This window comes from Streptomyces sp. BE20 (genome assembly GCF_036322525.1).
In the GTDB taxonomy this organism is placed as follows: Bacteria; Actinomycetota; Actinomycetes; order Streptomycetales; family Streptomycetaceae; genus Kitasatospora.
The window spans coordinates 1-386 of the sequence record NZ_JAQYWW010000838.1 but is presented as its reverse complement, the minus strand read 5'-3'; the positions used below and the strand labels follow the sequence as shown (position 1 = coordinate 386).

Below are 386 nucleotides of genomic sequence, written 5' to 3'. Positions count from 1 at the left end.
GTCCAGTCCTGCAATCAACACCTCGTTGCCCCGTCCTATGGTGAAGGCGAAGCCGTGGCCCTCCAGGCCGTCGGGGGCGTCGGTGCGCAGGACGAGGTAGGCGGCGGAGTAGTCGGGGTCGGGGTTCATCGCGTCCGAGCGGTCCAACTCCCGCGTGGTCGGGATGCGGATGTCATAGGTGTCCCGCGCGATGATCGGGGGGGGGTGTGGGGGGGGGGGGGGCACGGGCTTTCCTCTCACAGGTGGGGGACGGTCGGGGGCGCAGGGCGGGGCGGGGGTCATTCCCTGGGGAACACCTGTTCCGTCGGTGCCCACCACTGCCCCGGTGTGGCGCCCGCCACGGGTTCCTGGCAGGGGGCCGTGAGGTGCCACCACGCCCGGGTCGC

General features: G+C 72.3%; 1 protein-coding gene and 1 pseudogene. Both read right to left on the bottom strand.

Annotation, left to right across the window (positions count from 1 at the left end; genetic code table 11):
• A pseudogene (locus tag PUR61_RS18025) lies at positions 1–282 on the bottom strand (hypothetical protein); the annotation flags it as partial.
• Positions 279–386 (bottom strand): L-rhamnose mutarotase (locus tag PUR61_RS18020; RefSeq protein ID WP_329879910.1); only part of this gene is annotated, 108 nt, incomplete at its 5' end. The gene PUR61_RS18020 and the pseudogene PUR61_RS18025, both read right to left, overlap by 4 nt.